Genomic DNA, 22,029 nt, shown 5'->3' with positions numbered 1-22,029 from the left:
CACTTGGCGCGAACGAAGAGCGGTACGAACGGTGGGCGTATCCGAGCCGGACTCGGCGGTGTCTATGGCATCCGGACCTCGCTCCCGACCGAGCGCATGATAGATCCCGATTGTGTCCGCGCATACAAAGGGCTGGCGACAGGATGGAAATATCCGCCATCGTCATTTTCCGCTCTTAAGTCTGACCTGAGACGGAAGGTTGGCGAGGCCCGGCAATCTTCCACTCAGCCCTGGCGGGCGTGACATTCGCTCAAACCCAAATCTGCCAGTATCTTCGTCGTATGTTCACCCAGCTTTGGCACGGGGTCCATACGGGCAGCGGTTTGTCCAGGCGGCAATAGGGCGGGTATGGAACCTACGCCGCTTCCAACCTGTGTCCATCGACCCCGCGCCGCCAGTTGGGGGTGCGTCCACAGGTCCGATACCTGACTGACGCTGGCGTTGGCGATCTTCGCCGCATCGAGCCTTCGAAGAACTTCCTCGCGAAGCAGTTCGGCGAACGCCTTTTCGATGATGGCTTTCAAGGCGCCGCGGTTCGCCGAGCGGAGGGAATTGGTCCGGAAACGCTCATCATGGGCGATGTCCCGATCCAGCAGGACGACGTCGCAGAAGGACGCCCATTCCCGTTCGTTCTGGACGCCCAGCATGACGCTACCGTCATTGGCCTGAAACGGCCCATAGGGATAGATTGTGGCGTGGCTTGCGCCCGCACGGGGCGGCGGGGCAGCGCCTTCAAATCCGTAATACATGGGAAAAGACATCCATTCCGCCATCGCTTCGAGCATGGATATGTCGATATGTCGCCCCTCACCCGTTTCCCGACGCAAGAGGAGCGCCGACAGGATGTTCGAATAGGCGTACATGCCGGCGGCTATGTCGGCGATGGAGCATCCCGCCTTCGCGACGTCGGCGGCATCGCCGGTCACCGACAGGAAGCCGCTTTCAGCCTGGATCAACAGGTCATACGCCTTGCGATCTCTGTGCGGTCCGTCCTGGCCGTAACCTGAAATCTCGCACATTATGATGCCAGGATTGATGGCCTTCAACGCCTGATAGTCCAAACCGAGACGCTGCATGGAACCGGGGGCAAGATTCTGGACGACGACGTCCGCTTTGCGGATCAGCGCGCGCAGCGCTTCCAGCCCGAAATCGGACTTAAGGTCGAGTTCGATGCTCTCCTTGGAGCGGTTGCACCACACGAAATGGGAGGAGAGTCCGCGCACCCGTTCGTCATAGTTACGCGCAAAATCCCCGGAGCCGGGCCGCTCAACCTTGATCACTCGGGCGCCGAGGTCAGCCAACTGACGCGTCGCGAACGGAGCCGCAATCGCATGTTCGAGGCTAACGACGGTAATCTCCTCAAGAGGTTTCATTCGTTCCATCCATGCTGCACAGCAGCGTTATCCCGCGCTACCATTTCCAAAAAATGTATTGCGCGCAGCGTTAGCCGTGATTGAACACGGTGGTCTTGGTCTTCGTGAACTCGTGCAGCGCCGCGAAACCCTTTTCGCGGCCATGCCCGCTCTTGCCTGAACCACCAAAGGGAAGCTCGATGCCCGCGCCCGCGCCGTAGCAGTTGACGAAGACCTGGCCCGATCGGACCCGGTTGGCGACGCGCATTTGCCGCGCGCCGTCGCGCGTCCAGACCGCCGCCACCAGGGCATAGTCCGTAGCATTGGCCAGCTTTATGGCGTCCGCTTCATCATCAAAGGGAAGGACGACCAGGACCGGTCCGAAGACCTCTTCCCTGGCGATCTCGCTCTCGCGCGGGACCGGGCCGAATAGCGTCGGCGCGACGAAGAAACCGCCAGCGGGCGCACCATCCGCAATCGTTCCTTGCGCGAGCACCGGGATACCCTGCGCCCTCGCCTTGTCGATAAAGCCTTCGACGCGCCTCTTCTGCTTGGCAGTTATGATCGGGCCACAGTCAAGATTCATTTCGGGCACACCGACCCGAACTTTGCCGAAAGCTTCCACCAGGCGCGGAACGAAGTCGTCATAAGCGGACCGTTCGATCAGAACACGGCTGCCCGCCGAACATGTCTGACCGCTATTCTGGATTAACGCCTTCACGATCACGGGGATCGCAGAATTAAAATCCGCATCGGCGAACACGATCTGCGGCGATTTCCCGCCCAGTTCCAGCGTGCAGTTGATGAAATGATCAGCGCACAGTTTTTGGATGATCTGGCCAACTTCCGGTGAGCCGGTGAAGGACATAAAGTCTATCCCGGGGTGACTGGCAAGTGCTGCCCCCGCCACCGCTCCCTGGCCAGTGACGATATTAATCGCTCCCTTCGGAAAGCCCGCCTCCATGGACAGCTCCGCGAGGCGGAGCGATGTCGCGCAGGCATCTTCAGCAGGCTTCAGAACAGTGGCGTTCCCGGCGGCGAGCGCCGGTGCCAATGTCCGCCCGAACATCTGCGCCGGATAATTCCAGGGTAGTATATGGCCTGTCACACCGTGGGGCTCCCGCGTGACGCCGACGTGATAGCCCTCGACATAGGGAATGATCTCCCCATGCAGCTTGTCCGCGCCGCCGCCATAAAATTCGAAATAGCGGGCGAGAGCGACAATGTCGGCCCGCGCCACGCCTTGCGGCTTGCCCGTGTCCTTTGCTTCGATCTCTGCCAGCTCATCGGCCTTGGCCAGAATGACTTCCGCAAAACGGCTGAGCAGCCGCCCGCGCCGGGTGGCGGTAAGGCGGCCCCACTCGCCATTATCAAACGCATGGCGGGCCGCCTGCACCGCCAGATCAATGTCGGCTGCCGTGCTGTCCGCGACCTCCCCGAAAATGTCCCCCGTCGCAGGTTCCCGGATGGGCATAACGGCGCCTTCGACGGGCTGGACCCACTCGCCATCGATAAAATTGAGCGGTTGCGTAGTGATCATATGATTCCTCGAAAGAAGACGCCCCTCCTGGTTACGCAGGGTAAGGGCGGCTCTGTTCATCGCAGGCGGAAGGCAGTGTTGGAGCGTGATAGCATTTTGCTTCGAACCGGCCCAATATAGAGATGTGGCGGCCCCTATCAAAATTTTGGATAGGGGCCGCCCCGCCAAGCGCTAAATCGCGCTGTCGCTTGGCGACTGTTCCTCTTCGAAAACAATCACCTGTCGCACGGCTTCACCCCGATGGAGCCGGTCGAACCCTTCGTTGATCTCTTCCAATCGGAGGATGCCGGTGAGCAATTTGTCCACCGGCAACTTGCCCGCTCGGAACAGGTTGATGAAGCGCGGTATGTCGCGCTTGGGGATGCACGATCCCATATAGCTGCCCTTCACCGTCCGTTCCTCGGCGACCAGGTTCACCGCCGGGATGCTGAATTGCGAAGTCGGCCGGGCCAGACCGCCGGTCACCGTCGTTCCTCCACGCTTCGTGATCTTGTAAGCGAGTTCGAACGCAGGAACGGCGCCGGCCAGTTCAACCGCATGATCCACCCCTCCCCCGCTGTCCGCCCTGATGCGATCCGCCACGCCGGCTTCCGACGCATTGTAGCAGCGGCTCGCCCCCAGTTCGCGCGCAAGCTTCAACTTTTCATCCGAAAGGTCGATTGCGATGATGTCCGTCGCGCCTGCCGCCAATGCGCCCAACAACGCCGCCAAACCGACCCCGCCCAAGCCCACGACCGCCACGCTCTCGCCGGGCTGAACGCGACATGTGTTCAGAACCGTACCGACGCCGGTTTGAACGGCGCAGCCGAAAAGCGCCAAATGGGCAAAGGGAATATCGGGAGCGTCGACCTTGACCAGTGAATTGCGAGACACGACGGCATAATCGGCAAACGCGGACACGCCGCAATGATGAAATATGGGATCCTGGCTGGTGTCGTGCAGCCGAATGCCGCCCGACAGCAAAACGCCTTTGCCATTGGCTTCGGCGCCGGGAATGCAAAGAGCGGCGCGACCCTGTGCGCAGGGAAGGCACTGCCCGCAGGATGGCTGAAAGGTCATGACCACGCGGTCGCCCGCAGTGAGATCGTGAACCCCGGCTCCTATCGAGACCACCGTGCCGGCTGCTTCATGTCCCAGAGCCATCGGGATGGGGCGCGGACGGTCGCCGTTGATCACAGACAGATCGGAATGGCACAGCCCCGCTGCCCCTATGCGGACAAGCACCTCGTCCTGACCGGGAGGATCGAGTTCAACTTCCTCAATCCGCAAGGGCCGGGTTTCAGCGAAGGGAGCGTCGATCGGAGATCGTTCGAGTATAGCCGCGCGCGTTTTCATGTCCTCTCCTATTTCGACAGATAGTAACCATGGTCATTCCCGAGGGAGCTATTCTGTTGGCCGTGCTTCCGCGCCAGTCAGAGATCGTCGGTCCAGCAGATCGAAGGCAGATGGCTGAGCCACATTCGCAACGCCCATCCACCCGCCATTGCCGGGCAAGTCCCTCAGGCATTCATAGATGCACCGCACCACTGCGGCGACGGCGTTGGTCGCCGGGCGATCGACCGAGAATAGGAGATTAACGCTACGTTGCAGGGCAGGATTTTCGACCCGCCAATATGTCAGTGACCCCGACGCGACTTCCTGCTTGATCGCGTTCAGGGGCAGGACTGAATAGCCAAATCCAGCCTCCACAAGCGACTTGATGTTGGAATAGGCGTCCACTTCCATCGCGATGTTGCAGCTAATGCCGGCCGCCTCGGCCTTCGCATCCAGAAGATGACGAAGACCGTGGGCTTCCCCTGGAACGATCAAGGGAAAGTCACACAGTTGCGCAAAAGACATCGCATCGCCCGAGGCAGCAATCCCGGCGGGATCATTTGCGGTGCGGCCGAAAAAAACCAGTTCTTCATCCAGAAGGCGACTAGTTGACAGTCCTTCTTCGGCGACATGGCTGTAAATCACGCCCAGATCGGCTCGCCCTTGTCGCATCCATTCCAGGACGAACCCGCTCATCGCCTCGGCGATCCTCAATTTGACCTTGGGATAATTTTCTCTGACCGCAGACAGGAGAGGAACGGCAAGAATTTCGGAAATCGTGCCAGGAAGAGCCAGCCTGACGTCGCCCGCAGGCTCTCGTTCATGACCCCGTATTTCCTCTTCCGCAGCGGCCAATTGCCCCAAAATCGTCCGCGCGTGCCGCGCCAGGGTTTCGCCCGCCTCCGTTGCTCGAACCCCCTTGGGGCCGCGCAGCAGAAGGCGCGTGCCCAGATACGCTTCCATATTCCGCACATGGTGCGAAAGGGCGGGTTGGGCGACGTTGAGGCTTGTGGCGGCCCGCGCAAGGGAGCCCCGCTCCAATATGGTGATGAAATAGCGCAGTTGTCGCAAATCTATCGACACGTCATTATCCCGAAGTCATCGCTTCGCCGCTTGGGAACGGCCGACTCAAATGGCAATGCCAAGCTTAGCCCCGTTTTTGTGGACATAAAAAGAAGATATCGCCGCGCGAACAAATATATATTTTATCTCTATCTTGCCTTGGCTCATGGCTGCGAGATGGAGGTTTCATGAAAGCTACGCTGACTGATCTTGCGCTGCCGCTCTTCGTGCCTGCGGACCGGCCGGAACGTTTCGGTAAGGCCGACGCGGCGCGGCCCGACGCGCTGATCATCGATCTGGAAGACGCCGTCGCGCCCCAGGCGAAGGAAAGGGCGAGGGAAGCCCTGAAGGACAAACTGTTGGCCGCTCAAGTCCAGGCGCCCATCATCCTGCGCGTCAATGCGGCGGGAACTGACTGGCACGCCGCAGACCTGGCCCTCGCTCGCACCCTTCCTCTATCGGCCGTCATGGTCCCCAAAGCCCAATCGCAAGATGAAATGGAGCAGATTGCGGAGGCCACGTCGCACCCTGTCGTCGCGCTGATCGAAACGGCCCAAGGCCTCGCCGCAGTCAACTCCATAGCTACCAGGGCCGCTCGGCTCGCATTCGGCTCTTTCGACTTCGCGGCAGACATGGGGATGGAGCACACGCGCCAATCGCTCCTGACGGCCAGGTTCCACATTGCGCTGGCGTCGAGGGCTGCAGGATTGCTCGCGCCTCTCGATGGGGTGACGACGGCGATTAACGATAACGCCGTGCTGCAAGACGATTGCCGCCATGCCAGAGAGCTTGGCTTCGGCGGCAAGATGCTAATCCATCCTGCCCAACTGGAGCCTGCGCGTCAGGCTTTCGCGCCCTCCCGATCGCAAGTTGAGTGGGCGGATCGCGTCCTTTCCGCGTCGGCAGCGCAGGGGGTCGTTCAGATCGACGGCATGATGATCGACGCTCCTGTGCTGGCCCGCGCCCGGCAGATCAAGACGCAGGTGCAAATTTACTCTCCGAAAGAAAACCAATGAGCTATACCAATGACATAGCCAGCTTTGCGGCGACGTTCGACCTAAGCGATATTCCGGATCATGTGAGCGGACGCGCGCTCGCGCTGGCGACGGACCTGATCGGTTCGGCGATCCGAGCCGCAAAAGAATCCGAATCCACCCCAGCGGTATTGGCCATGATCCAGCGCCTGGGTCTGACCGGGGGCGCCGATTGCACGGTGTTCGGCATGGACCGCCGCTATGGCCCTGCGGCGGCTGCGCTGCTCAATGGCGCGCTGGGGCATTCGCTCGACTTTGACGACACACATGCGGAAAGTTCGCTCCATCCCAGCGCGCCGGTTGTTCCGGCCGCGCTGGCGGCGGCCGAAATCACCGGCGCAACGGGCAAGGAATTGCTTGGCGCGATCGTCCTCGGTCTGGAGATCACTTGCCGGCTCGGCGTCGCGCTCGATCCCGCCGCGCACTATGCCCGGGGTTTTCACCCCACGGCGACCGCAGGGGTCTTTGGCGCCGCGGTCGCCGCAGGCCGGTTGTTGAAGCTCGAGACGCACCAGATGATCTCCGCCTTCGGGACGGCGGCCAGCCAAGCCGCAGGCTCATTACAATTTCTCGTCAACGGGGCCTGGAACAAACGGTATCAGGTCGGCGAAGCGTCGATGAAGGGCTTGATCGCGGCGACCTTGGCCGCAGAGGGGTTCGAAGGCGCGATCGACGCGATTGACGGCAAGCATGGCTTCCTTTCCGCATACAGCGATGGCGCCGATCCGCATCGAGCCGCAGCAGGGCTGGGCCAGATCTGGGAAACGATGCGCATCGGAGTCAAACCCTACCCGGCCTGCCGCTACACCCACGCGGCGGTCGACGGCCTGCTCGCCCTGCGGCGACAGTTGGACCTGACGCCAGCCGACATAGAATCCATCACCATCGGACTGCACCGGAACGGCATCGTGCTGGTCGGCGACCCCATGGGGGAGAAACGCCGCGTCAGGGCGATCGTGGATGGCCAGTTCTCCATGCCCTTCGCTGCGGCCGTTGCCATCATACGCGGACGGTTCGGCTGGGACGATTATGATCTGATCGGCGCGGAAGTGGCCGATGACCTCTCGGACCGGGTCACCGTCGTACGGGACGAACTGCTCGAAGGCCACAGCCATCCCTTTGGCGCAATCGTGAAGCTGCGCGCGCGGGGCGAGCTTCACCGGATGCTCATCGCCGACCCCTCGGGCGAGCCAGCAAGTTTCCCAGACGATGACGCCATCGCGACCAAATTCCACATCCTGGCGAGCCCTGTGATGAACGGCGAAGAAGGAGCGCTTCTCTTGAAAATCAGGAGCCTGCCCGAGGCCGACAACATGCGCAACTGGTTCAAATAACACGCTGACAGAGGTTCAGATCAGATGACCGACATTGATCCGTTTCAGGAAAGTTACAGGGATATTCGCGAAGGCGTCCGATCGCTTTGTGCGGAATTTCCGGCTGAATATCATCGCGATGTCGACCGGCAACGGGCTTATCCCGAGAAATTCGTCGATGCGCTGACCCGCGCAGGGTGGATGGCCGCGCTCATCCCACAGGAATATGGTGGGGCGGGCCTCGGTCTCACCGAAGCATCGGTGATCATGGAGGAAATCAACCGGTCGGGCGGCAATTCAGGCGCATGTCACGGCCAGATGTACAATATGAACACCCTGATCAGGCACGGGTCGGAAGAGCAGCGCCGGACTTACCTTCCCAAGATCGCCACGGGCGAATTACGGCTCCAGTCGATGGGCGTCACCGAACCCACCACCGGAACGGATACGACGAAGATCAAGACGGCGGCAGTGCGTGTCGGCGACCGTTATGTGATCAACGGGCAAAAGACGTGGATCAGCAGGGTCCAGCATTCCGACCTGATGATCCTGCTCGCCCGGACGACGCCGCTGGACCAGGTCAGCAAGAAGTCGGAAGGGCTGTCGATCTTCATCGTCGACATCAAGGAGGCGATGACCAAGGGAATGACGGTTCGACCGATCGAAAATATGGTGAACCATGAAACCAACGAAATCTTCTTCGACGACCTGGAAATTCCAGCGGACAATCTGATCGGCAGCGAGGGTCACGGCTTCAAATATATCCTGACCGGACTCAATGCGGAACGCGCGCTCATCGCGGCGGAGTGCGTCGGGGATGGCTATTGGTTCACTGATCGCGTGACGGACTATGCCAGGAATCGCGTCGTCTTTGGCAGGCCGATCGGCCAGAATCAGGGTGTGCAATTCCCGATCGCGGAGTCCTACATCGAAATCGCGGCGGCCAACCTGATGCGATATGAGGCCTGCCGCAAATTCGATGCAGGTCTGCCCTGCGGTGCGGAAGCAAACATGGCGAAATATCTGGCGGCCAAGGCCAGTTGGGAGGCGGCCAACGCTTGCATTCAATTCCACGGCGGATTCGGTTTCGCCTGCGAATACGATGTGGAACGCAAGTTCCGGGAAACTCGCCTCTATCAGGTCGCGCCGATTTCGACCAACCTGATCCTGTCATATGTAGCCGAGCATGTGCTTGGTCTGCCGCGTTCCTTTTGAGCATGTCCATGAACCTTGACATCGACCATTTGCGGCTGTGGATCGGATCAGAGCGTGAATATCACGACATCATCACACCACGTCTAGCCAACTCGCTATCCGCGATTCTGGACGGGGCGGTGGACCTCAAGCATGGCGACCCCGCTCCGGCCGGCATCCACTGGTGCCTGGCGCCGGACATTGCGCCCATGCACTTGCTGGGGAGCGACGGCCATCCCCCGCGCGGCGATTTCCTGCCGCCGGTGCCCTTGCCAAGGCGCATGTGGGCAGGCGGACAGCTCCGGTTTCGGGGCGAGTTCTTGGTAGGGCAAAGCATCCTCTGCCGCTCCCGCATTGAAGATGTTTACATGAAGCAGGGGAAAGGCGGGATCCTCTGCTTCGTCACCGTGGAGCATGACTATTTCTGCGACGGTGACATGATCCTCAACGAACGACAAGATATCGTGTATCGAGAAATGAACGGATCAATTCTCCCTCTGGCAACGGCCGCCTCCGGGCCTTCAGCGACTGTCGAGGCGCAGGAAAAGCGCGAGGTCATTTCCTCCTCTACTCTGTTACAACGCTATAGCGCCGTCACTTTTAACTCGCACAAGATCCATTATGATCGAGAATATTGCAGAGGGGTAGAAAATTATCCAGATCTTGTCGTGCATGGTCCGCTTCAGGCCACCTGCCTTTTATCCTTGGCCTGCGGCATGGCAAACGGACGATACCCCTCCATCTTCGACTATCGGGCTGCGCGTCCCTTGTTTCTGGGTCGTTCCTTTCACGTGCAAGGCGACATGGAGGGTGAAAAAGGAGCTTTCGCGGCTATCGATCATACCGGCGCGATCACCATGAGCGCAATCGGCGCGTGGACGGATCCGATGTGCTGAGCCTCTTGCAGACGCAGATGCCCGAGGGAGAGTCATGAATCTTCACGACAAGATCGCCTATCCCTATCAACAGCAAACCGAGTTTTGGCTCGCAGGAGAGCAACCCATAGGGTCCGCGCTGTATCTCGTTGAGTCCCATCAAGCTGCAAGCTGCTGAGGCCAGCCAACCTGAGCATGGCGGTCGTTCGCCAAAGCCCGTTGCCGAACAATCCGGCGATCCCCGGCGATGGGGCTTCATCAGTCCTGAGCGGCATGGGCACGACAATGTTGAGTTCATATCGCAACAGAAGCGCATTGATCCGGTTCAGCGACACCTTGGATCGCTTAGCGATTAGGGCGTAAATTCATAAATGGTGCGTTCGAGGCGCCAAGGTCAGCATCGTCAGCAATCCACCCGTCAGGAAAATCCAACGCCAAGAAAGGAACGACAGAAGAAAAGCTTACGCCAGACCTCCCATCGCCGCACCGATCGTGTCGCCGACGCCAAGCAACGCCGCGGCTCGGTCGCGTCCTTCCTCGTTGGCCGTCCCGGAAGCCAGAGCGGCCGGAGAAGGATTGAGCCTGCACTGCGGGAATCCCCCAGCGCCACCAGCGCCAAGCATCCGGGCGCGATGGTGAGGTGGCCGAACCTGTCGGCGGCGCGCCCGAAAAATGTCGCGCAGCCCTCCGCTCTGCGACTTTGACTGCCAGCAATGCGCCAAGCGCGCCGCCTCCGATGTTTGCTTCACGCGCAAATCCCGTCGCTGCGAGGCCGACCGATATGACGTCAAAACCTTCAACCGCTAGAATGATTGAACACAAACCGACTGCGCGGCGCGGCGCCACGCTCACGGGTTGCGTGCTCAAGGATATGAGGCCGTTTTCCACGGCCATTCCTTCGCCCGTATCGACGAGCATCCGTCAGAAAGACAGGCGGCGTTTACGATGAAGTCCATCATACATCATGCACGCCGCCGCTTTCCTTTAGCTCGCGTACCTAGAACTGCATGCCCAGAATGACGCTGAAGGTCCTGGGGTCCGCCCACGTGCTAGTCAAATTGCCGTTGGATTGGGAGCCCGCAGACGCCAACGTCCGGCGATCCGTCAGATTGCGGCCCACGATCGAGATCGAATAGCCGTCCTTCGACGTCCATTTCAAGGAAGCCCCCAACTTTGCATAACGCGCCTGACGCAGGACATTGTCAGATTCAAAGAAATATCCGCTATTGTAATAGATGTTCCCTGAGGCCTGCAACTCTCCTGATGCGACTTCCCTTGTGTAGTTCAGCGCTCCACTGGCTGTGAACTTCGCCGCGAAAGGCACGTCGTTGCCCGTGCATGACCCGGTGACTTGAGGAATACCGCCCATGGGTTGGGCGATGGGACAGCCCTCAAAGCTCTTGAACTTCGTGTCGATCAGCGCGAAACCGCTGGTAAGCGTCAGATTGTCGGTCAGCGACGCCGTGACATCAGCATCGACCCCATAGATCCGGGCCTTTGCGCCATTGAAGACGATCAGCGCGAAGGTGCCGGTCCGCTGTACTTGCAAATCCTTGTAATCATAATAGAAACCCGCCAGATTAATGCGAAGCCGCCTGTCGAACAGATCCGACTTAAGGCCGACTTCATAGGCCGTGAGACTTTCGGGCTTGAAGGCGGGCTCGCCAGGCGAGTTGGTGTTGTAACCGCCGCTCTTGAACCCGGTATTGACGGAAGCATAGGCCAACAGCTCGTCGGAGAAGCGATGGTCCAGGCTCACGCGGTAAGTGAACTTGCTGTCTGTCCGGCGGCGGTCGGCGACCGGTATCAGGAAGCCGGAGATACCGACCGGATCGATGAACTGGGATGAATTTTTCTCCTCGCGCCGTTCGGACGTATACCGTCCGCCGAGCGTCAGGTTCGTACCATCCGTAATCTCGTACGTCGCCTGACCGTAGACGGCGCCCGACTTCCCCTGCTGTGTCGCATCGATCGTGATGGCCGCAGCGTTCACACTGTTGGAAAGGTCGACTAGAATGCGAGGATAGGCGCTGGTCAGATTGAAATAGAAAACGCCGGCGGTCCATTTCAGTCGCGACGAGCCAATCGAGCTAAGCTGCAGTTCCTGGCTGAACTGCTTGTCGGTCTGAAGCAGGTCGAGGATAGCGACATTCGATGGCGTGAAGTCGAGATCGCGGTCGATGCGCAGATTGGCCTTGCGATATGCGGTCAGGCTCATGAAGCGGATGTCGCCCATATCATGTTCGATCTTCAACGAACCGCCCGCCGTCCAGCCATCCAGCTCGAAGTTGAGATCCGTATCCGTATCATAGCCAAGATCAGGGTTCACCCGACCCGTCCAGCCATTGACAGTGCCCGGGGCTCCGACGCTGTAGCCGGCGCGGTTACGCCCGTCCCAATAATTGCCGATCGCCGTTATTCGGGTGTCTGGCCCTGGCTTCCACAAGATTTTCGAGCGGACTAGAATGTCGTGATGGATGTCGCCTACATCCTCTCCAGTAGTGATGTTCTCGCCATAGCCGTTGCGCGTTTGCGCTCGTACGGCGAGGTCCATCGCTAGGCCATCCGCGATTCCACTGGAAACATATCCCGTCCCCACGAGATTGTTGTAGCTTCCATATTCAGCCGAAAACTTGCCCGACGGCGTTGATTTCGGTTCAGCCGTGCTCACCTGAATAAGGCCGCCCGTCGCATTTCGTCCAAACAGGGTTCCCTGCGGACCCTTCAACACTTCCACGCCGCCGATATTATTGAGCGCGAGTTCGCTGGCGAGCGGTGTAGCGATGTAGACGCCATCGACATAAAGGGCCACGGGCGATTCAAGACCCGGCGAAAAACCGAGCGAGCCGACGCCGCGAATGCTGCTCGAAAAGATGCCGCTGGACGCGGTCGAATTCAGCGCCGGCGCAGCCACGCGCAAGTCGACGACGCTGTCCACGCCTGCCGCCTGAAGCTGTTCGTTGGACGCAACCGTGACCGCAACCGGAACATCCTGAAGCCGCTCATCGCGCCTCTGAGCCGTCACGATAATGTCTCCGATCCCGCCGCTACGTTCCTGCTCGACCGCCGTTGCTTGCGCCAGCGCGGGCAACGAAACGCTCCCGCAAATGATAGTCCCGGCAAGCGCGGCACCCTTGATTGAAAAGATTCTCATCATCACTCCCCACTTATTGAATTTTAATTTGGCCATTCATGTATCGATCGCGGCATTGCTTTCTGACGGCTGTCCATCCGCCTTTCCCAATTCGAATGCCGAACGTGGATCCGGAATTTACGGTCAAGGCCTCCTTCCGGGACGATCAATACATCGTTTCTAATCATGTCTTCCGCAGGTCACCTATATCCAAGAAAAGCGACCTCTGTTCGCATGTCAGGCAAGACGCGATCTGGCCCGCTCCCATCAACCCGGCATCTACATCGCCGGGCGAGATAATACTTAGAAGAAATGATTCATGTTCTTCGCAGTTATGACGGTCTGGTCCAAAAGGATCGTCCTTCGCGCAATTCTGAACCCTTGATCAACCTTGCGCAGAACATCCTCCCTGCGACCGACAAAATAATCCTCCTCGACTTCAAGCGAGCAGCGATAGAAAAGGAAGTTGCAATTGACCGTTATCTCGTCGTCATGTACCTCGGCAATCCTGACATTCGTGCACATGTGCCTTGTGCGGGGCGCCGGACTCTGGCCCCATGCATAGGGGCTCTCCAGCTTCCTTACCCTCTTCTCGAGTTCCGCGCGGCCTTCGTCAAAGAAAGCGATTTCCCCTTGCTGGGAAAACTCCGCGTCCTCCTGCCTTGCAAGCCTCGTTTGTCTAACGGGCATCCAGTAATGGCAGTCCTCAGTAAACAGTTCAAACCACTCAGTATAGCGATGCTCGTCCAACAACGCCGCTTCCATGTATAAAAATTGCTCTACTTCATGACATAGCTCTGCATTCAGGAACATCGATCAGCCTCGATTTGTCAAAAGTATTCGAGTGAATTTCAGATCACCGCCGGATTGCTATGCTTCTCCAGCAAAGCCGGCCAGGATTCCGCATCCATCCACTCCGCCCAGCAACGGAGCTGCCAGCGAGCATATTCCTCAGTGGTGCGCGGCCCGCCGCGCAAAAGCGGAAAGCCCACGGCAGAACCATCATCCATTTCCCCTTTGCCGATCCCCATCTGGTAATTAAATGGAACATCGCGCATGGCGGAAGATGCCGCGCCTTCCGTGCAAAATTCCCAGTTTTCTCCGTCGTCCTGTTCAATCATTCCCGTCGGACCAAGCCTGCTGATGTTCCGCCGGATGACTTCCCGCTTCTGTACTTCAGATGCATTTTTGTCTACGAAGGAGAAATACCATTGCTCGACTTCTGCCGGACCTTTGGGATGACGCACGACAACCGCCTGGAGAAGATCGGTGAAGATGCACATGTGCGGGAAGATATTCGCGTGAAAATGACCGGGAATGGTATCCTGGACATGCCCAAATTCACCCAGGACGAGATCGCCGACATTGTCGTCCCAGTAATTCTTGTTGACCGTTGTCCGCGCCACGCCCCAAGCGTCGAGTGCGGAGGCATGTGTGATCCCGACGTGATAATAGTCCTGATCATTTTCCATTGCCAATTTCCAATTCGCGCGAAGACGATGCCTGATAATTCCGGGAATCACCTCGATCTCTCCGTAATTGGCCAGATTGTCGATCATGTAACGCCCCGCATTGCCGAGGAACACCTCAAGCGAGGGAGCACTTTCGTCCAGAGTCGCGAAGATGAAGCCGCGATAAGATGAAACTTTCGCAGCCTTCTTCAATCCCCATTCGGACCGATCAAGCTTGCGCTCATAGAGTTCATTCATCCCGGGCACCCCGATGAGGTTGCCGCTCAAGTCATAAGTCCATCCATGGTAGGCGCAGATGAAGTTAGGCGTATTGCCGCTGTGTGCTCGGCAAACTGTGGCACCCCTGTGCCTGCATGCGTTGAGCATAACCTCGACGCTTCTGTCGCGAGATCGCACAACGATGACCTTTTCTTCCCCCATATAGGTTTGGAAGAAATCGCCAGCGTTCGGTATTTGGCTCTCATGGCACATGAAAAGCCATGCCCTGGAAAAAATCTGCTCTAATTCGGCTTTGTAGATCGCTTGATCTGAAAAAATGGCGCGGTCTACGAGGCCGTTCTCGTGATCTATGCTTGAGCGAAAGGTGGTTGAAGCGCGTTCCGTTGCGGCTGAAGCCATGATCATCTCTCCATTGGGCCAACTGATGTGTCCCGAAGGCGCGACACAGATCGCACCATCCTAAAAAAATGCGATAGTTGCCCGCGGTGCCGAATAGTTGGACCTACCCGGACCGCCCAGCAGAGAGCCTGACGCTAGTGGCGCCTGGCAGCGTTAGCCTGACGGCGCGAGGGGGAACTGTTAAGCCCGATTCAAGACCGCATCGAGGACATATTATCACATGCACTCACGCGGGAAGCAAAGCTTCACTCCAAATCAAGCCAACTTGCAGGCCTTTTGCAGTCCACCTCCATTTATATTTTTAGTCTTGTTAAGATGGCGTCTGATGGACATTTAGTCAAATTAATTTGCTATGAAATTTTTTCATGGCCATTGAAATATGATTCAGACTTGCCAACTTGAGGAATCATCTCCTCTCCGGGTCGGGGTTCTGGTCCATTTTCGGGCTGACCTAACGTCTCGGGAAGTGACAAGCTTCTTTGCCATCGGCAATTTGTTCACCCGCCAAGGCAGCACCGCGATTGCCAAGAAGGACAGGATTCATCCGCCCAACATATCGCTGTCAACCGATCTCTGATCGATTAAAGCGTTTTCCAAGCAAATGGAATCATCTGCTTGGAAAACACGGCAAAACAAGGAGCTAGAGCAACCGGTCCGATACAATCGGGTGGGAATCTGCTCTAATCTCAAGGTGCGGGCGATGTTAGGATTGGGTCCGCTTTCCCAAAATGCCCTGCTTTCTCCCGCACAATGCGCGAATGATAGACACCCTGATGAGATCAGCCAGGTCGGACCGCTCATCTCCGCAGCTATCTCTTACTTTCTGTGGGGATAAGCAATGAACGGCTCTGTTTCCGTAAGATCATGGCCCAGTTCTAGGCCATGCTCCTTGAGAAACACGAATGGGTCTGGGAGCGACGGCCTGATACATTTTTCGATCAGCGTGTCACTGACCCGCAAGCCTCTATATATTTGGGCGACGATTTGTTCAGGATAATCGCTTTGCCTTTCACTGTTGAGCAGGGTGATCATGGCAGCCAGCGACGTGCCCATCACGAGATCGAAGCCGACCGACGCGTTGGGCGCGGAAAAATGCTCATTGATAATTCCCACCTCTACGCCCGACATAGCGTAACGGGCCGTCTCCTCGCCGAAGATTGGACCTCCGGCGCTCAAATTTACCATCGCCCAGCCCCAAGCGGGATCCTCCCGGGTGCGGTGCAGATAATAGCGCAGGGCGAAAGCCAAGCCGATCGCGCCGCTGGGCAGCCGGATCAGGACGGCCCTGACGGCGTCGTTGAAGTCGTGACTGATCGCGAAAGCAGTCAATCGGAAAAGTTCATCAACGCTTGTGAAATGGTTGTAAAAGGTAGCACGGGATACCCCGGCCGCCTGACAAATTTCGTCTATTCGGCTCGATCTCCCCTCGGGCCTGCCGAGTAATTCGAAGGAAGCGCGAAGAATAGATGATCGCGTACGCGCCCGCCGATCTTCTCCAGCCTTTGCGTGTCCGCTTAGTTCAAGCTCGTTTTTAGACATGGGCGATCTTTGGGCCTAAGCGACCCAAAAATCCAGCCCTCATCGAGCCGGATACCATCGACACTTACTTTCCCCAAGATCAATGCCCGTAATCATTTGCGCGGCCGAGCGGTCGCGCCGCCAGGATCGCCGCAGCCGCAAGCGATCCTGTCGCCATGATCAGCGCGGTCTGCCAGCGATCCAGACCCACGGAGAAAAGCACGCCCGCCGCCGCTGGTCCTAGCACGCTGCCGAACCGGCCGATGCCGATCACCAATCCGATTCCAGACGCCCGCACGGCGGTGGGAAAGCTCGCCGTCATGAGCGCGTAGAAGCCGATCACGGAGCCCGTCAAGAACAGGCCCATGACAGCCGCCGCCAGCTTCAGCAAGGTGAGTTCCCCAGGCGCTCCGCCAAAGACGGCGACCAGCACGGCGGAACAGGCGAGCATGACCGCCATCACCGTCCGAATGGGAAAATGGGAAGCCAGCAGGCCCACGACCATCCCGCCGATAGCGCCACCCATGTTCGCCCAGACTGAAACTTGGGTCGCTTGCGATGCTGAATAGCCCAATTCGGCGACCACGGACGGGATCCATGTTATCGCGTAATAATAGGTCGCCGAGTGTAGAAAATAAGTCGCCAGGAGAACCAGCGTGCGCGCAAGCAGATTGCTCTTGACGACATCGAACCAAACGGCGCGCTGCGCAACTGCCTCCGGCAGGACGGGGACAGGGGCATGTCCCATCATCGCCAGCGCCCTGTTGACTCTCTCCAGTGCGCCGGGCGGCCGCCGCGTCAGGAGGAAGCCGATGGATTCCGGCATGGAACGCCAGACAACCGGCACGGACAAGGCGGTCATCACGCCACCGAACAGGAAAATGCTTCGCCATTCATAGTGGATCAAGAGCCAAGCCGCGACCGCACCCCCGACAAGAGCGCCGATCGGGAATCCGATCGCGATGAACGTGACCGCCAAATGTCGCCGCCTGGCATTGGAATATTCCGCTGTCAGTGAGGTGATGCTTGGAATGATGGCGCCGATGCCCAGCCCGGTGAACAGTCGGAGAGCGAGCAGCGCAGTCCAGGAACTGGCGGCCGACGCCAACAACATGCCGATCGCGATGAAGGAGAGGAACACAAGCGCAACCGGCCGCCGGCCCACTCGATCGGCCATTGGCGCGAACAGCAGCGATCCGATGGCCATGCCCGCCAGCCCGGCGGAAATGAGCAATCCCACGGCGTGGGCATCCAGCGACCATAGCCTCGCGATATTCGGCGCGGCGAAGGTTATCGACAGGAGGTCGAAACCGTCGAGAGCGTTCAGGCTGAATATGACCGCAATCCCCCGGACCTGGAGCCAGCTCATGGGGGAATGGTCTATGATTGTGCGAGGATCGCTGGCGTTCGTCATGTCGATCAGGCTGCTTTCCGTTCATTTCCAAATGACAAACACCACGTCCTCGCGACTATGGTGTAATCCGATCAGACTGGATCGGATCACGCTCCATTTGTCTTTTATTTTTCGCATTTTCTTGGCCAGCAGGTGGTGCCCCCTGCTTCGAAAATACTCTAGACGCAATGATCCGAAACTCCCCGATTTGGGAAGATCAAAGGCAATAAACATCCAAGAAGGTTTCGATATAATCATTCTGGAGCTGCACGATCTTCTCCTTGATCCGCCATTGCGCGTCCGCCTGGACGATCTTGACGCGGAGGTTCCCGAAGCAAATGCTTGGTTTCCTATCCTTGGGAGCATAAAAATGCGTGGCGAAGGATGCTCGAGCCTTCAACATCCCGCCGCTTTGTTCCGCATCCTCCAAACGAACATTGCTCACCAGATGGGTTGTACGCGCCAGTTGCTCTCCCGCTGGCGACTGCCCTGACCTGATCCGGATCACTCGATCCTCCAATCCGCCGCGGCTTGCATAATAGATGAGCGAAAGCTCTCTGCGGGGGTCGGAACATAGCGTACCGTCCCGTCGCCATGCGGGCACCCAATATAGACAATCGGGCGTGTAGAGGCTGAGCCAGTCGTCCCAGCGCTTTTCCTCCAGGAAGATCGCCTCCTGCTCCAATATGTCGCGGACGATCGCAGTCGCTTGCACCCGTTCCATCACGCCGCCTCCATGCGCGCGTCGCCCATCATCGCCGCCCATTGCCGGTAGGCGGCGTGCAGCTGCGTTTCAAAACCGCTCCTGATCGAACCGGTCGCCGACTGGTCAGCCCGTACGCCGAAGGCCCGCGCTCGTTCGCTGTCGCCCGGTTCAAGGCTTTTGACGCCGCGCATATAACCCTGCAGCCATTGCCCATCGCCGCCGGCCAAGCCGCGTTGACACATTTCATAGACGGCGCTGTCATCCGGTGTGGCCAGTCCGGCAGCATTGTAGAAATCCTCGAAGGCCCGCAGCCGCATGGCGCGCCGATCGTCATCCTCCCCAATGGCGCCTAGGCAGAAATAATGCATCTCGGTAAGATCCGGCGACAGCGGACGAATGATCCGCAGCGCGAGCGCGGTATTTTGAATGAGCTGAAGATTGGGAAAGATCAGCGTGTTGTAATTCAAGTCAACCCACCTCGCCCTTTCTTCCGGAATCCTGGAGCGGACTTCCTCCATGTCGATGAAAGGTCGGCGCGCATCCTCGGGCAATTCGTTCACGAGCGCGCAATGGCCGTTTGGAAAGGCGAAAGCGCTCTGGCGAGCATCCATGTTCTTCGCGAAATCAAGCGAGTTTGCGGATGTATTGCCCTGACCCGTCCGGCGGCGCATCATCACCTCCAGAAAGCTCGCATGAGCCGTCGTCAGGTGATAGCCATCCAGCCCATTGTCGAGCTGGAGCTTCCAGTTCCCCCTGAAACTGTAGACGGAACGCCCGGGGATGGGCTCCATGCCGTGGGAACCCTGATCCATAGCAAGATCGATGAAGAATTTCATCGGCCCAAGATGGTCCTCGAGCGAAGCGACGTCCTCGCTCAGGCTGCCGAAGATCAGCCCTCGATAGATCCCCACCCTGGCAAGCGGCGTCAATCCATGCGCCATGGCGTCGAAGTTCGAGGGATAGGCTCCCGCAGATTTTTCCTTCATGCCGATCAACTGACCAGCGCTATCGAATGTCCAGGCGTGATAGGGGCAGACAAAGGCACGCGCGCTGCCCATTTCCTGCTGACATACGGTCGCTCCCCGATGCGGGCATCTGTTGAGAAATGCCCCAACCTCTCCATCCTTGCTGCGGGTGACCAGCACGGGCGTGCGGCCGATGCTGGTAGTCACGAAATCATGCGCTTTCGAAAGGTCTGCCTCGAACCCCAGGAAGTTCCAGGTCCGTGCGAAAATCAGCTTCATCTCCAGGTCGAACAGAGCCGGATCGGTGAAAAGCCGGCTGTGCACCCGGAAAATGCCTTCAGCGGGCCGGTCGTCGATCAGGTCCCGGACGGTCGAGGAAAGGGAGGGCATGATTTTTACTTCCTTCGAAGGGCGACGGCCGGGGGCCGGGAATTTTCCAGGATCGCCGGGTCAGCTAGGGACCGGCATCAGCCCATCTGACAGGATGCGCAAAGCTTGTTCCCGTCGGGATCGCGCAAATAGGCTGCATAGATATTACCCGGCGCTTCCGGCCGATGGCCCGGCTCGCCTTCGCTGGTTCCGCCACTGGCCAGGCCGGCCGCATGCCAAGCATCCACGGCCGCAACATCAGGAGCGGCGAACCCCACCGTTCCGCCATTGGCTGAAGATGCCGCCTCGCCGTCCCGTGGCGCACCCACGCCAAAGCCCAATCCGCCATGACTGTAGAAAGCCCGCCCCTGAAATTCCGCGCCAGGACCGGCGCCGAGGGCGGCGAACACGGCATCATAAAATTGCCGGGCCTTACCGATATCGTTGGTTCCGACCATGACATGCGTGAACATGCTCATCTTCCTCTTCTTGCGTGAATATGCGGAATGTCAAAGTTTGGGCCCGGACGCGACTGCGGCGGGATCAGCTATCTCTAAAACCCGTACCGGCTCGCCCGTCGCCCTGAACCGCTGCGGCCTTGTGGCCGTTGAGTCCCTTCCACATCAGCAAGGCTAAACGCGAAGTGAGCGCGGCGATAGGCGTCGGCCACTTGCGCCAGCACGGAAACCGCGAGCGTCGATGGGTCGCGGGCCGAGTGAAACAGCCCGATGGGGGCTTGGATCGTATCGATCCTGTCCTGGTCCACGCCTATGTTCAATAGGCTCTCGACACGGACCTTGTGCGCCCGCCTGCTTCCCATCGCGCCGACGAAGAAATGCGGCTTGTTGAGTGCATCGGCCAGGAGGAAACGTTCCCAGTCGTGATCGTGAAAAAGAAAGATGATCGCTGTCCACGCGTCGGATTGAATCAGGTCCACGTCCGATGTCTTTTCCAGCCTGTCCGCCTTGTGCCCGTCGCGCCTTAGTGAACAGACCAGGTCCGCGTCGGGGGTACGGACGGCGATCTCGGCACCCCATGCCCTCCCCTGATCCGCAAGGCGGGCAACCGCCGCGCCATGTCCCACTATCAGCAACCGAGGCCGAGGCCAGTGTCCCGTATGAACGACGCGCCGTTCCATGTCCCACACCGTCGGCTGATAGCCGGCAATGAATGCGGGAGCCGACCCGTCCAGAAACAGGTCAAGGCCAAAGGGCTCGCGACGAGTCAGCGCTGCTTCGACGCGATCGTCCAGTTCAGGGAAATCCCAGGGCTGGAAATGAAGGTCGACGCCCCCACCGCAGGGAAGCCTGATGTCGATATAGGAGGAACCCTGTCCAAAGCGCACCAGGCGCGGCTCTGCCAAACGGATCGCCTCAACCGCCTCGGCCGCGACCGCTCGTTCGATGCAGCCTCCCGAAAAGGAGCCAACATAGCGGCCATCTTCGCAAACGGCCATGTGAGCACCAGGCGCGCGGACCGACGATCCCAGGGCAGTGACCAGAGTGACCAGCGCCCAGCGTCCTTCAGCCTTTTTCAGCCGAGCGAAAATCTCGTGATCGTCCATCGCTCGACTCTCCCGTGTTGCCGAAAACTGGTTGGCAGTCGTCTGCGCGCAGCCGTTCCTGTTTCCGACGCCAAAGCCCGTTGGAATGTGGCCAGTCCGTGCAACCTTTCCGTCCAGCACTTCCAAGTTGTTAGAGTGCTCAACCATAAAATGCGCCTGCGCAGAAGCAAATGAAATGGGCTGATTTGCTCATGATTGGATTTCATGACGCCTGTCGAAGGATCAAACGGCTGAGTCATGAACGATGTTGCGGCGTTCCTTCACCATGAACAGGTTTTACCTTGCCGCCCGCCCAGCGCTTCATCCAGCGTGAACATGTGAGGAAACATCATGCTGGCTAGGGCCTCAATGCCAATCAGATAGACAACAATAGCGTCACCGCAGCCCAGCCTAAACCTCCCAGCCTCATACTCAGCGCACTCGCCACGCAGAGCCTAAAGAGGCAGATCTCGCGGGCAAAAAGCCGATCCCACCTAAGCAACTCGCCAAGATCGTCCGCCTGCCGCAGGAACTGCCCCCGTATCAAGCGCTCCATTAACGGGACGCGCGAAGGCGAAGGTGGCTTGCCAGACGAACGACTTCTTCGCGATTTCGATATTTCCCTTGG

At 58.8% G+C, this 22,029-nt stretch carries 17 protein-coding genes; 4 read left to right on the top strand and 13 right to left on the bottom strand.

Going from position 1 to position 22,029, the window contains the following annotated elements:
- Positions 1–224: 224 nt before the first annotated feature.
- The 4 genes from F7P65_RS16190 to F7P65_RS16175 form a co-directional block, all read right to left on the bottom strand.
- Entirely contained in the window at positions 225–1,373 is a 1,149-nt protein-coding gene (locus F7P65_RS16190) for a CaiB/BaiF CoA transferase family protein (protein ID WP_150293455.1), read from the bottom strand.
- A 70-nt stretch (positions 1,374–1,443) separates the two neighbouring features.
- A complete protein-coding gene (locus tag F7P65_RS16185) occupies positions 1,444–2,892 on the bottom strand; it encodes an aldehyde dehydrogenase family protein (protein WP_150293454.1) in 1,449 nt (482 codons plus the stop codon).
- Positions 2,893–3,063: 171 nt separating this feature from the next.
- A complete protein-coding gene (locus F7P65_RS16180) occupies positions 3,064–4,227 on the bottom strand; it encodes a zinc-dependent alcohol dehydrogenase family protein (protein ID WP_150293452.1) in 1,164 nt (387 codons plus the stop codon).
- Positions 4,228–4,275: 48 nt separating this feature from the next.
- Entirely contained in the window at positions 4,276–5,289 is a 1,014-nt protein-coding gene (locus F7P65_RS16175; protein ID WP_205452124.1) for a LysR family transcriptional regulator, read from the bottom strand.
- A 167-nt stretch (positions 5,290–5,456) separates the two neighbouring features.
- Between F7P65_RS16175 and F7P65_RS16170 the strand changes: the two genes are divergently transcribed.
- The 4 genes from F7P65_RS16170 to F7P65_RS16155 are packed head-to-tail and all read left to right on the top strand — an operon-like array spanning position 5,457 to position 9,705.
- A complete protein-coding gene (locus tag F7P65_RS16170) occupies positions 5,457–6,284 on the top strand; it encodes an HpcH/HpaI aldolase/citrate lyase family protein (protein WP_150293443.1) in 828 nt (275 codons plus the stop codon).
- Positions 6,281–7,636, top strand: a complete 1,356-nt coding sequence (locus tag F7P65_RS16165; protein WP_150293441.1) for an MmgE/PrpD family protein — start codon at positions 6,281–6,283, stop codon at positions 7,634–7,636. The genes F7P65_RS16170 and F7P65_RS16165 overlap by 4 nt, the downstream gene beginning before the upstream one ends.
- Before the next feature lie 24 nt (positions 7,637–7,660).
- Positions 7,661–8,830, top strand: a complete 1,170-nt coding sequence (locus F7P65_RS16160) for an acyl-CoA dehydrogenase family protein (protein ID WP_150293439.1) — start codon at positions 7,661–7,663, stop codon at positions 8,828–8,830.
- An 8-nt stretch (positions 8,831–8,838) separates the two neighbouring features.
- A complete protein-coding gene (locus tag F7P65_RS16155) occupies positions 8,839–9,705 on the top strand; it encodes an HTD2 family dehydratase (RefSeq protein ID WP_162854669.1) in 867 nt (288 codons plus the stop codon).
- Between the two features lie 976 nt (positions 9,706–10,681).
- Here F7P65_RS16155 and F7P65_RS16150 read toward each other — a convergent pair.
- The 9 genes from F7P65_RS16150 to F7P65_RS16110 form a co-directional block, all read right to left on the bottom strand.
- Entirely contained in the window at positions 10,682–12,874 is a 2,193-nt protein-coding gene (locus F7P65_RS16150) for a TonB-dependent receptor (protein ID WP_150293435.1), read from the bottom strand.
- A gap of 246 nt (positions 12,875–13,120) precedes the next feature.
- Entirely contained in the window at positions 13,121–13,630 is a 510-nt protein-coding gene (locus F7P65_RS16145) for an aromatic-ring-hydroxylating dioxygenase subunit beta (RefSeq protein WP_150293433.1), read from the bottom strand.
- A gap of 38 nt (positions 13,631–13,668) precedes the next feature.
- Positions 13,669–14,907, bottom strand: coding sequence for an aromatic ring-hydroxylating oxygenase subunit alpha (locus tag F7P65_RS16140; protein ID WP_162854668.1), 1,239 nt, complete (start codon positions 14,905–14,907; stop codon positions 13,669–13,671).
- A gap of 816 nt (positions 14,908–15,723) precedes the next feature.
- The gene (locus F7P65_RS16135; RefSeq protein ID WP_150293429.1) at positions 15,724–16,446 is read right to left on the bottom strand and encodes a TetR/AcrR family transcriptional regulator; all 723 of its coding nucleotides are present in this window, start codon (positions 16,444–16,446) and stop codon (positions 15,724–15,726) included.
- 79 nt (positions 16,447–16,525) lie between these two features.
- A complete protein-coding gene (locus F7P65_RS16130) occupies positions 16,526–17,794 on the bottom strand; it encodes an MFS transporter (RefSeq protein ID WP_240334331.1) in 1,269 nt (422 codons plus the stop codon).
- Positions 17,795–18,035: 241 nt separating this feature from the next.
- Positions 18,036–18,542, bottom strand: coding sequence for an aromatic-ring-hydroxylating dioxygenase subunit beta (locus tag F7P65_RS16125; protein WP_162854667.1), 507 nt, complete (start codon positions 18,540–18,542; stop codon positions 18,036–18,038).
- The gene (locus F7P65_RS16120; RefSeq protein WP_150293424.1) at positions 18,542–19,879 is read right to left on the bottom strand and encodes an aromatic ring-hydroxylating oxygenase subunit alpha; all 1,338 of its coding nucleotides are present in this window, start codon (positions 19,877–19,879) and stop codon (positions 18,542–18,544) included. Before F7P65_RS16120 ends, F7P65_RS16125 begins: the two co-directional genes overlap by 1 nt.
- 77 nt (positions 19,880–19,956) lie before the next feature.
- Entirely contained in the window at positions 19,957–20,331 is a 375-nt protein-coding gene (locus F7P65_RS16115) for a VOC family protein (protein ID WP_150293527.1), read from the bottom strand.
- Positions 20,332–20,411: 80 nt separating this feature from the next.
- Positions 20,412–21,422 carry an XdhC family protein gene (locus tag F7P65_RS16110; RefSeq protein WP_162854666.1) on the bottom strand — a complete coding sequence of 337 codons (1,011 nt, stop codon included), beginning with the start codon at positions 21,420–21,422 and terminating at the stop codon, positions 20,412–20,414.
- Between the last annotated feature and the right edge of the window lie 607 nt (positions 21,423–22,029).

Source organism: Sphingobium estronivorans (assembly GCF_008692605.1).
GTDB classification, from domain to species: Bacteria; Pseudomonadota; Alphaproteobacteria; order Sphingomonadales; family Sphingomonadaceae; genus Sphingobium; species Sphingobium estronivorans.
This window is presented reverse-complemented; position numbering and strand designations above follow the sequence as displayed.

Bases quoted from the DNA above. Each gene is read 5' to 3' on its own strand.
- F7P65_RS16190 (WP_150293455.1), bottom strand. From the start codon at position 1,373: ATGAAACCTCTTGAGGAGATTACCGTCGTTAGCCTCGAACATGCGATT.
- F7P65_RS16185 (WP_150293454.1), bottom strand. From the start codon at position 2,892: ATGATCACTACGCAACCGCTCAATTTTATCGATGGCGAGTGGGTCCAG.
- F7P65_RS16180 (WP_150293452.1), bottom strand. From the start codon at position 4,227: ATGAAAACGCGCGCGGCTATACTCGAACGATCTCCGATCGACGCTCCC.
- F7P65_RS16170 (WP_150293443.1), top strand. From the start codon at position 5,457: ATGAAAGCTACGCTGACTGATCTTGCGCTGCCGCTCTTCGTGCCTGCG.
- F7P65_RS16165 (WP_150293441.1), top strand. From the start codon at position 6,281: ATGAGCTATACCAATGACATAGCCAGCTTTGCGGCGACGTTCGACCTA.
- F7P65_RS16160 (WP_150293439.1), top strand. From the start codon at position 7,661: ATGACCGACATTGATCCGTTTCAGGAAAGTTACAGGGATATTCGCGAA.
- F7P65_RS16155 (WP_162854669.1), top strand. From the start codon at position 8,839: ATGAACCTTGACATCGACCATTTGCGGCTGTGGATCGGATCAGAGCGT.
- F7P65_RS16150 (WP_150293435.1), bottom strand. From the start codon at position 12,874: ATGGCCAAATTAAAATTCAATAAGTGGGGAGTGATGATGAGAATCTTT.
- F7P65_RS16145 (WP_150293433.1), bottom strand. From the start codon at position 13,630: ATGTTCCTGAATGCAGAGCTATGTCATGAAGTAGAGCAATTTTTATAC.
- F7P65_RS16140 (WP_162854668.1), bottom strand. From the start codon at position 14,907: ATGGCTTCAGCCGCAACGGAACGCGCTTCAACCACCTTTCGCTCAAGC.
- F7P65_RS16135 (WP_150293429.1), bottom strand. From the start codon at position 16,446: ATGTCTAAAAACGAGCTTGAACTAAGCGGACACGCAAAGGCTGGAGAA.
- F7P65_RS16130 (WP_240334331.1), bottom strand. From the start codon at position 17,794: ATGAGCTGGCTCCAGGTCCGGGGGATTGCGGTCATATTCAGCCTGAAC.
- F7P65_RS16125 (WP_162854667.1), bottom strand. From the start codon at position 18,542: ATGGAACGGGTGCAAGCGACTGCGATCGTCCGCGACATATTGGAGCAG.
- F7P65_RS16120 (WP_150293424.1), bottom strand. From the start codon at position 19,879: ATGCCCTCCCTTTCCTCGACCGTCCGGGACCTGATCGACGACCGGCCC.
- F7P65_RS16115 (WP_150293527.1), bottom strand. From the start codon at position 20,331: ATGTTCACGCATGTCATGGTCGGAACCAACGATATCGGTAAGGCCCGG.
- F7P65_RS16110 (WP_162854666.1), bottom strand. From the start codon at position 21,422: ATGGACGATCACGAGATTTTCGCTCGGCTGAAAAAGGCTGAAGGACGC.